The organism is Microvirga massiliensis (assembly GCF_001006805.1).
In the GTDB taxonomy this organism is placed as follows: domain Bacteria; phylum Pseudomonadota; class Alphaproteobacteria; order Rhizobiales; family Beijerinckiaceae; genus Microvirga; species Microvirga massiliensis.
Window position 1 is genome coordinate 196,047 of sequence record NZ_LN811350.1, and the last position, 8,312, is coordinate 204,358.

Annotated in this window: 8 protein-coding genes and 1 tRNA gene; 4 read left to right on the plus strand and 5 right to left on the minus strand. The window is 63.9% G+C overall.

Going from position 1 to position 8,312, the window contains the following annotated elements; all coding sequences use genetic code 11:
• Window positions 1-286: 286 nt before the first annotated feature.
• The gene (locus BN1233_RS00820) at window positions 287-1,036 is read right to left on the minus strand and encodes a DUF3102 domain-containing protein (protein ID WP_046861625.1); all 750 of its coding nucleotides are present in this window, start codon (window positions 1,034-1,036) and stop codon (window positions 287-289) included.
• 152 nt (window positions 1,037-1,188) lie between these two features.
• On the opposite strand from BN1233_RS00820, the gene BN1233_RS42540 reads away from it, so the two are divergent.
• Together BN1233_RS42540 and BN1233_RS00830 are read left to right on the plus strand one after the other, a co-directional pair.
• On the plus strand, window positions 1,189-1,578 hold the full coding sequence (locus BN1233_RS42540) for a helix-turn-helix transcriptional regulator (RefSeq protein ID WP_048708954.1): 390 nt from the start codon (window positions 1,189-1,191) through the stop codon (window positions 1,576-1,578).
• Between the two features lie 501 nt (window positions 1,579-2,079).
• A complete protein-coding gene (locus BN1233_RS00830; RefSeq protein WP_048708952.1) occupies window positions 2,080-3,366 on the plus strand; it encodes a tyrosine-type recombinase/integrase in 1,287 nt (428 codons plus the stop codon).
• A 195-nt stretch (window positions 3,367-3,561) separates the two neighbouring features.
• Here the strand turns inward: BN1233_RS00830 and BN1233_RS00835 are convergent.
• A tRNA-Leu gene (locus tag BN1233_RS00835) sits at window positions 3,562-3,646 on the minus strand.
• A gap of 193 nt (window positions 3,647-3,839) precedes the next feature.
• Here BN1233_RS00835 and BN1233_RS00840 point away from each other — a divergent pair.
• Window positions 3,840-4,955, plus strand: a complete 1,116-nt coding sequence (locus BN1233_RS00840; protein ID WP_046861627.1) for a complex I NDUFA9 subunit family protein — start codon at window positions 3,840-3,842, stop codon at window positions 4,953-4,955.
• On the opposite strand, the gene BN1233_RS00845 is transcribed toward BN1233_RS00840, so the two are convergent.
• Window positions 4,878-5,618, minus strand: a complete 741-nt coding sequence (locus tag BN1233_RS00845; protein ID WP_046861628.1) for a sulfate transporter family protein — start codon at window positions 5,616-5,618, stop codon at window positions 4,878-4,880. The two genes, BN1233_RS00840 and BN1233_RS00845, sit on opposite strands and share 78 nt — an antisense overlap.
• A 212-nt stretch (window positions 5,619-5,830) precedes the next feature.
• Between BN1233_RS00845 and BN1233_RS00850 the strand changes: the two genes are divergently transcribed.
• Complete coding sequence (locus BN1233_RS00850) at window positions 5,831-7,138, plus strand: flavin monoamine oxidase family protein (RefSeq protein ID WP_046861629.1); 1,308 nt, start codon at window positions 5,831-5,833, stop codon at window positions 7,136-7,138.
• A gap of 240 nt (window positions 7,139-7,378) precedes the next feature.
• On the opposite strand, the gene BN1233_RS00855 is transcribed toward BN1233_RS00850, so the two are convergent.
• Together BN1233_RS00855 and BN1233_RS00860 are read right to left on the minus strand one after the other, a co-directional pair.
• Window positions 7,379-7,708 (minus strand): helix-turn-helix domain-containing protein, encoded by a 330-nt coding sequence (locus BN1233_RS00855; protein WP_046861630.1) that lies wholly within the window; start codon window positions 7,706-7,708, stop codon window positions 7,379-7,381.
• Window positions 7,695-8,072: a type II toxin-antitoxin system RelE/ParE family toxin gene (locus tag BN1233_RS00860; RefSeq protein ID WP_046861631.1), complete on the minus strand. Its 378-nt coding sequence runs from the start codon at window positions 8,070-8,072 to the stop codon at window positions 7,695-7,697. The genes BN1233_RS00855 and BN1233_RS00860 overlap by 14 nt, the downstream gene beginning before the upstream one ends.
• Between the last annotated feature and the right edge of the window lie 240 nt (window positions 8,073-8,312).

Genomic DNA, 8,312 nt, shown 5'->3' on the forward strand with positions numbered 1-8,312 from the left:
TGGGCGAATCCTTGAATTTCGACGGAATCGTCATTCCCGAGGCGCGCTTTGCTTCGATGTAGGGAGAATAGCATTTATTGCAACAGTAGTTTGGTGGTGATGGGAAACGGTATTACGGTCTGCGTCTGAGGCCATGACTTGGTGTGCGTTCGGATGTGCTGCACCGCGTGGCGGCAGATAATCGTCTGGTTGGATGTGCGATCGTTGGACGGCCTCTACGGTCCGAAGTCGCCGAGAGATGGTTGGAGACCGATCTCTCGTGCGCCTCTCGCATTCGGGCCGCTTGTTACGCGGCGCGGGAAAAGGTCCAGTCTGCTGGACTTTCGATACCACATGCGACCAGAAAGTCCTCAAACTCGTATCCGCACTTCTGGGCGAAGTGGCGGAGCCTGCCTTCTGCTCCGCTGCACTCTCCGCCTGTCGAGCCCCGGTGCCAGAGAGCGGCAACCTTGCGGGCCTTCTCCCTGGTTTCGAAATCAAGAGGGGCGGACTTTCCGTTTCGCGCAGAGGGGCCGTGCTTCGGTCCAGGCGATACCATTGCCTGCAAGCGCTCAATGGTTTCTAGCGCCTCGTCGAGTTTCCGGCGAGTCTCCGCCAACTCCTCCTTTATGGAGGGCTTTCGCTGCTTCCGGTTGTCCTCGCCCGCTTCGGGCGCGGGAGCCATGGCCCGTTGCCATTGGCGGATCAGCCCGAGAGCGCCATCGACGCTGTACTCTCTCCTGCCCAGCAGACGGCCTTCGGCTTCCGCCCAGGATCTGGCACTCTCGTAGTCGGACCAGGAAGCGGCGAGCTTCGTGAGCGCGCTGCACCATTGCTTCGAAAAGTGGAAGGTCTCGCGCGCCCATTCGAGATAGCCGCCTCGCGGCAGGAGGGGCTTTGCCTTGATGAGCGCCTCGCCGATGCTCCGGAAGTCCTTGAGGGAACTTTCTGAGGCGTGGCGTGCTCTTGCGAGCGTTTTCTGGATGTCGGCGGCGATCGCCTGAAGGGCGGGTTGGCTATCCTGGTCTTCGGCGTTGGGTTTCGTTTTCCTGGCCATGTGGCTCTCCTTTGTGGTGCCACTTGATACCGGCCTGGATCGCGTTTGGCAACATTTTTTGTCGCTTTCATCTTTTTTTATTATATGAGTCTTTTTTTGTTGAACATGCGGCGAAGCTCGGGTAAACAGCAGGCCGTCAAAGGAGTGATGCCATGGCGATGACGGGCCAGCAGATGAGAGCCCTCCGGGAGAGACTTGGTTCGACCCAGGAGCAGTTCGGGATACAACTCGGGCTCAACCGAGCGACCGTGGTCGCTTACGAGAAGGGCACGCGGGGTGGGCAGCCACTCCCAATTCCAAGGTCCATTGAACTGGCCTGCGCAGCCCTCGCGGAGGGCATCACGAGCTACATCGAAAAGGAAGATGAATTGAAGATCGATGTATTCCGCCTGTGGACCCGGTCGGGCCTACGTGCAGACGTTCAGGAGTGGTGCCTGAACAATCTGAAGAAACCCGTGGTCTTTCACATTGGCGTTGCAACATTCAGCGACGTAGCCGACGCGGTGCTTTTCAAGTTGTATTGGTCGGACCAACTCGCCTGACGAATGCGGGTATTGTCGCCCGACACGTTCGATACACCAACATTGAAGGAGGTAGTACGATGAAGTGCATTTGATCGCAGCGTGGGAATTCAGTTTTTCCCCGCCCTTCGTCGAGATTTGATGGTCGGGGACTGCATTTCCTTTCAAGGATATCAAAACATCCGCCAGACGTTTGAGGGAGCGTTGGGGCGGGCCAATCCGGGTGTAATCGAGCATTAAGAGCGTAGGCCCGGTACGCTCAAAGTAATTTCAAGTGCCTACTAGAAAGCGAGATATTCAACTCCCTCAAGGAGTACAGGCTATCGGGCTATCGGAGTATGAGGCTGCCGTATACTGGAACCTTTCTCCAAACCAATTCGCGGCACTGCCGCAAAACCAGAAACCGCGAGCCAGAAGGGCGGGACACCGCAAGTTATACTCGCGGACCGAGATGGACCAAAAATTTCACGAGCTTCCATTTTGGGACGATGATCCTGGTGATGAGTGGAGGGTGGACTGATCATGCCGAAGGCTCAAAAGTCGCCCATCCGGTATGTCTACGATCAGCCAAACCGTCACGGCCGCACCCGCTATTATTTTTGGCGCGGAGAAAAGGGTCAGCGAAAATTCCGAGTGAAGGATGATATCGTCACTGGGGCGGCGTTCTACGCCGCCTACTCGCGCTTTCTCGACGGCCAGCATCCATATCCGGACCAAGAGGCAGTCGAGAAGGCAAGAACCGATAGTGTGGAGGAGCGGCGGAAAGAGGCGAAATCGACTTCGACGAAGTTCCCGGTCAACTCCTGGGGGTGGCTGTGTCTGGAGTATATGAAAACGGATACCTTCAGGCAGCAGAAGAACAAGCGCGCGATCGAAGGTCAATTACGCTGGACCTGGGACCAGCCATTAAGGCGATCGAATCCAGACGGTAGAACATACGGGGACATGCCGCTGGATCGCTTCGACACTGAAGCGATCCAAACGCTGGTCGATCGCAAAGTGACGACTACGGACATCGACGAAAACGCGAAGCGAACAGGCAAGTCACAGAAAGTGACTAAAACAACCGGCGGTCCTCAGAAGAACAATCTAATCAAGTGGGTCCGAGGTGTCCTCAAGTTCGCGATCAAGAGAAAGCTGGTAAAAGTCAACTACGCCCACTTTGTCGAGAAGGAGCAAGTCAAAGGGGGTGGTTACAAAATGTGGACTGACGAGATGTGGGATCGCATGGTGCACGCGTACCCGCTCGGGACAAAGCAGCGTCTCACGTTTGATCTCGCAGGCTATACGGGCCAGCGGCGTGGTGACGTGTATCTGTTGGGGTGGGACCAATACATCCCGCCAGAGGATGGCCTCCCGTACGGTTCTCTTCGAGTGGAGCAGGAAAAAGGCGACGTTGGCGATCCCTACGTTGCCCACATTCCGATTCTCGATGAGCTTCACGAGAGTCTCGAAGCCGCAAAGGCAAACGGAATCCTCGGCTCGAAGTTCTTCGTCCGTCAGGACCACAAAGACGAACCCTATGTGAAGGAGAGCTTTGGTAATATGGTTCGCAGGTGGCTTGACAAGGCTGGAATCCCGAACGGCTTCAGCCTGCATGGCCTACGCAAGCTGTGTGTGTGCCGACTTATCGAGCGCGGCTGCGATCCCCACGATGTGATGGCGGTCACCGGCCACCAGACCCTAAAGGAGATTGACCGCTACGCCAAAGCGTACTTCCGCGAGAAGAAAAAGGCGGATGTCTACAAGAAATGGAGAGCCGGTATGCAAGAGGCTGAGACCGCCACTGCAACCTCAAGGGTGGCCTGAACTGAGCCACCGCCTACCAAAGCCGCCTTCAGGCGGCTTTTTCATTGGTGAACCGGTGAACGATTGCGGAACGTTCGACGCCAGACAACGAGAACAGAAGGTGGCGGATTTTAACCACCCGGTCTTAACCACCTCCGCCGATGCGGGCGCTCAGGCGGCCTAAGTGCCTGAGGAAAACCTACTATTCAGGAGAAATGGTGCCCAGGAGAGGACTCGAACCTCCACGGCTTTCACCACTGGTACCTGAAACCAGCGCGTCTACCAATTCCGCCACCTGGGCCCGCCGCGCGAGCGACGCGGATCCGTTTACGGTGCGCCGCCGAGGCCGTCAACAGAGATCGCGAGAGATCACGCCCGTCCGTTCTGCCCCTTTTCAGTCCCCTCGGCATTGACTAGACCGCTCCTGGCGGCACGGACGGGTGTCCGGCCCCTTGCAGCATGGCGACGCCCTGGTGGGCGGGCAGGAGGGTTTCATGATCGGCGCAGTGCGTACGCCGCAGCAGCAGCTCGTGACGGTCTTCGGCGGCTCCGGCTTCCTGGGGCGCTTCGTCGTGCACGCGCTGGCCCAGCGCGGCTACCGGATCCGGGTGGCCGTGCGCCGGCCGCATCTCGCGGCGCATCTGCAGCCGCTCGGCAAGGTCGGGCAGATCTTCGCGGTCCAGGCGAATCTCCGTTATCCGGATTCCGTGCGCCGTGCGCTCGAGAAGGCCGACCACGTCGTGAACCTCGTCGGGATCCTCGAGGAGAGCGGGCGGCAGACCTTCGATTCCCTGCTCGCGGAAGGCCCGCGCATCATCGCCGAGCACGCCGCGCCGGATGCCACCCTCGTGCACGTCTCGGCGATCGGCGCGGATCCGGATTCGCCCTCGCATTACGGGCGCGCCAAGGCGGCCGGCGAGGCCAACCTCCTGCGGGTGCGGCCGGACGCCATCATCATGCGCCCCTCCGTCCTATTCGGAACCGGCGACGGGTTCTTCGAGCGCTTCGCGGGCCTCACGCGGATGCTCCCGGTGCTGCCGCTCGCGGGCGCCGACACCCGCTTCCAGCCGGTCGCGGCCTCCGATGTCGGCGAGGCGATCGGCCGGGCGATCGACGGCACCGTGCGAGGCGGGCGCATCTACGAGTTCGGCGGGCCGGAAATCCGCACCCTGCGCGAGATCGTCGAATACGTGCTCGCCGTCACGGAGCGGCGGCGCACCATCCTGCCGCTGTCGTGGCCGATGGCCCGCGCGCAGGGCAGCGTGCTCGGCTTCCTGGACCGCATGACCTTCGGGCTGATGCCCGCTTCCTTCGTGGTGACGCGGGACCAGATCAGCCTGCTCGAGCGCGACAACGTCGTCTCGGAGGAGGCGATCCGCGACGGGCGCACCTTGGAGGGGCTCGGGATCACGCCGACGGGCTTTGATGCGATCGTGCCTGCCAACCTCGTGCGCTTCCGCCGGCGCGGGCAGTTCGACCTGCGGCGCAACACCTCCGTCGCCGCGGAGACGCCGGATCTCCTCGCCCCGGAATCAATGGGGCCGCGGTCCGGCTTCCACCCGGAGCGGGCGCCCGGCCCCGCCGCCGGGCAGCGGGGTACGCGCGCTTAATCTCTTGTGCACGTGCACCATGAGGGCCACCCCGACGAGCGGGGTGAGCAGGTTGACCACCGGCACGAGGACGAGCCCGGCGAGAATCGCGCCGGCGAGCAGCACCGTGCCGCGGTGCTCGGCCCGCATCCGGGCCGCGTCGGCCATGGGCCGGAAGCGGCCCGCCGCCAGCTCGAAATATTCGCGGCCGAAGAGATAGGAATTGGCGACGAAGAACGCGAAGACGTTCACGACCGGCACGAAGAAGAGCAGGAGCGCCGCGAGGTTCACGAGCAGCGAGAGGCCCGCGAAGCGCAGGCCGTAGAGCAGGGAGCGGCCGAGCGACAGCGGCACGCCCGGCGGATCGGCGGGAAAGTCGGTCCGCTCCACGACCTCCGCGACGTCGTCGAGGAAATAGCCCGCGACGATCGCCGAGACCGCCGGCAAGAGATAGGCGAGCGCCACGAAGAGCCCGGCCCCGGCGAGGAAGAACGCGAAGGCCTCGACCATCGGGTAATCGACGGCGAAATCGGTGCGATCGAGATAGAAGGCGAGGAGCCGCGTCAGCCCGAACCAGACGAGGACGAGCAGCGCGATGGTCAGCGCCAGGGATTTCCAGAGCACCTTGCGCAGGGCCGGCGACAGGACCTGGCGCAAAGCCGCGAAGAGATCGGCGATCAGCATGGGAGTGGGGCTCGCCTCGCACGGGCCGGCCCGGTGCGCGCCGGATCGAATGGGACCATCACCACGGGCTTCATGCCTCCTCGCCTGACCCGGCGCTATGTAGTGAGTGCCGTCGGGATGTGAACGGGCCGGCAGCATCGCCGGGCGCGGCCTGCGCGCGCAAGCCCGGTGCGGCGCCGGGCGCACAGGATCGATGAGGATGAGGAGGGGGCATGGGGCTCGATGCGAAACCGGTTTTCACGCCGCCGCTGGCGCCGCTGCCGGCGGCGCCCGACGTCGTGGTGATCGGGGCGGGCCCGGCCGGGATCTCCGCGGCGCGGACGCTCCTCGCCGCGGGCCTCTCCGTCGCGGTGCTCGAAGCGCGGGAGCGGGTCGGCGGGCGGGCCGTCACCGTGCCGCTGCGCGGGCACCCGATCGATCTCGGCGCACACTGGCTCCACAGCGGCCCCGTGAACCCGCTCGTCGCGCTGGGGGCGAAACAGGGCGAGCGGCTGCGGCGCGCGCCGGGCAACGGGGAGCTCTTCGTGAAGGGCCGCCCGGCGAGCCCCGCCGCGCGCGCGGCCCTGGGGCGCGCCTTCGACCGGGCCGAAGTTGCGCTCACCCGCGGGGGGCGCGAGGCGCAGGACAGGCCGGCCGAGACGGCGCTGCCGCCGCTCGGCCTCTACGGACGGCGGGTGCGGCTCATCCACGGGCTCGTCTCGGGGCGGCCGCTCAAGGAAGTCAGCCTGCAGGACTTCCCGACCCTCGACTATGCCGAGAACTGGTTCATCGCCGGCGGCCTCGGGGCCTATGTCGCGCGGCTCGCCTCCGGGCTGCCGGTGCGGCTCGGGACGCCCGTGACGGCGATCGACTGGTCGGGGCCGGGGGTTGCGGTCGAGACGGCAGTCGGCCGGCTGACGGCGCGGGCGGCGATCCTCGCGCTGCCGATCGCGGTGCTGCAGAGCGGCGCGGTGCGGATCTCGCCCGGGCTCCCGGAGGAGACCGAGGCCGCGATCCGGGCGTTCCGGCCGGGCATCTACGAGCACGTGATCCTGCATTGGCCCGGGGCACCGTTCGAGGAGCCGGACCGGCTCGTGACGCTTCTCGGAACGCATCCGGACCCGCCAGGCCTGCTCGGGCGGATCGACGGGACGGCGTTCCATTATCTCGAGCTCGACCAGCCGCTGGCGACGGGGCTGGACCGGCGCGATCCGGAAGCGCCGGGCCGCTTCGCGCGGCGCGTGCTCGCGGACCAGTTCGGCACGAAGGCGCTCGCCGGGCTGACGGTGATGGGCGCGACGGCATGGCGGCACGATCCGTGGTCGCGAGCATCGTGGGCGGTGGTGCCCCCGGGGGCGTGCGCGAGCCGGGCAAGGCTGAAGGTGCCGGTCGGGGAGCGGCTCTGGTTCGCCGGCGAGGCCCTCGCGCGGGTGCAATGGGGCACGGTTGGGGGAGCCTGGGCGGAGGGAGAGCGCGCGGCGCGGGAGGTGGTCGATCACCTCACCACTGGCAGGAAGTCGGCCGCCTCAGCGGCCGAGTGAGGGGGGACGCGATGGGCTATTCTTTTGAGGGCAGTGTGAATTACTCCTTCTGAGAGGTCGGCGCCGCCACCCTCACCCGCCCCTTCGGGGCGACCTCTCCCATCGAGGGAGAGGCGAAGCGGCGGCAGCCCGCACATCACCTCGCCCCTTGTGGGAGAGGTCGGCTGCGAAGCAGCCGGGTGAGGGGTGTCGGCAGTGCGCTATCCTATTGAGCGCACAGGAATTTCAACCTCCTGGCACTCAGAGAATCGCTTTGATCCCCTTCTTGTCCGCGAGCGTCAGGAGCTTGAGCGAGGGGCCGCTGGGTTTCTTTTCACCTCTCTCCCACTGGCTGACGAGCGAGGGCGTAACGTTCAGAGCCTTGGCGAAGAGAGCCTGGCTCATGTTCGATGCCTCGCGAATATGTTTGATCTTCTCCGGTTGCAGAGACTCGATGGGTGTCAGGCACGCAATATCGAATCGGCGCATCGTTGCCTTGTCGAGCGCGCCGACTGCGCTGAGATCCTTCGCCGCCAGATGAAGAGATCGAAGCGCATCACTCCGGTAGGCCTTCTTTCTAGGGGGCTTCATACTGGATCTCTTTCCATCCTCGTTCGTGGACGAGCGCAGCCATCGTTTCTGTGGTGAGTCCTGCGAGGAATTTCGCGAACTCGCGATAAGCATCCCTCTCGTGGTCCGACAGGTTGGCCTGTTGGTTCTTCGCAAACAGGTGCAGGAAAACGGCGCGATCTCCTGCCTTGTAGAAGACGATTGTGCGAAACCCGCCCGATCTGCCCTCTCCTTTGCGTGCGATGCGCTGCTTGATGAGGTTGGCGCCGATATCTGCATCGACCAAGCCGCTTTCCGCGCGTCGAACTGCCTCTCTCAGGTCCGCATCGCCGACGTCGTTCTTACGTGCCAGACGGGCGAACTCTTTCGTGAGGAAGAGCCTCATGAGTGCCCCGCGCGATGCTCCTCAGGGCACGCAAACTCGATCTATAGCACACAGTGCTATAATTCAAGGCTGTCGAAGGTAATGCTGGTGCGGCCCTCTACATCACCTTTCCCCCGGCGGGAGAGGCGGAGCTTCGCCTCTCCCGCCGGGGGAAAGGTCGGCTGCGCAGCAGCCGGGTGAGGGGTGCCGGCGGCGCGTTGAACACAAGGAACACCGCGCCTCACACACCGCCACCTTCCT